The following is a 973-nucleotide window of genomic DNA, read 5'->3' on the forward strand; positions in this document are numbered from 1 at the left end:
GCAACAGAATGCGCAGGCAGCGTAGCCGCAATCTAGGATCTCGCAGCTAACCACACCGCCAACATGCCGGTGAGCGAACCGATGATGCCGATTATAACGCCGGCCCACGTGATCACCCATTCGCGCCGGTCCCTGCGCTCTTGCCTGATCGCTTTTCGAAGCTGGGAATAGCCGATCGTCGTCAGATGCCATGTATGTAGTTGATCGGACCGCTCCCAAACCGGGCTGTCCTCGCTCGGGTATTCATAGGGAACGTCCAGGCTGTTCGCTTTCCGCAAAAGCCTCCGCGTCTTGATCGCCTCGATCTTGTCAACGTACAACGAAGTTTCCCGGTGACGCCGGTCTTCAATTTTCGCGCGATCGTCGCTCATCTCGGCATCCGCAAGTTCAATCTCGCAGGCGCGGTCAAGTTGGCCGATTTTGCGATGCGTGACCCATTCCCGGTAGATCGCAGCGTCAATCGGGGTCGATCGCCAGAACGCGGTTGCAACACGCGGGCGCTGTTCGCAAATCGAGCGAAGAGCGCTGTGGCGGATAAAGCCCAATCTACCTGGCGTCATGCTCGAGAAGCTGCAATCCATCACCGCGAGATGCATGCCGTGCAGATCGGGAATGTCGCCCCCGATAAAGAAGCTGGTGATCTGCCGCTTTCCTTCACCTGTATGCTTGTACGAACACACCGCGCCGGTTGAGGTTACAACGTGCTGTGACCGCGGGCATCTCAAATCGTGGGATTCACGCACGATCCGCTAATGGTTCTGGTCGATCTCGACCTCCGATCCGCGCTTCCGTCGCCATGGCGGGCAGCGCGGTAACGCCGCCACAAAAGACGAGGCGGTCTTCGAGCTCGAGCGCGAGTTCACGCGCTTCATTGCCGAGACGGAAAAATACCGGCGCTAGTGGTCATGGTCTGAGGGTTGAGTCCCGTTGGCTCATTTCGCGGGAAGATCTTCGGCCGTCGACGCTTCGATGC

At 58.7% G+C, this 973-nt stretch carries 1 protein-coding gene; it reads right to left on the reverse strand.

What is annotated here, in order from left to right; all coding sequences use genetic code 11:
• Positions 1–32: 32 nt before the first annotated feature.
• On the reverse strand, positions 33–743 hold the full coding sequence (locus AC0L2Z_RS35310; protein WP_473630632.1) for a cyclic nucleotide-binding domain-containing protein: 711 nt from the start codon (positions 741–743) through the stop codon (positions 33–35).
• Between the last annotated feature and the right edge of the window lie 230 nt (positions 744–973).

This window comes from Mesorhizobium sp. WSM4850, from assembly GCF_055811735.1.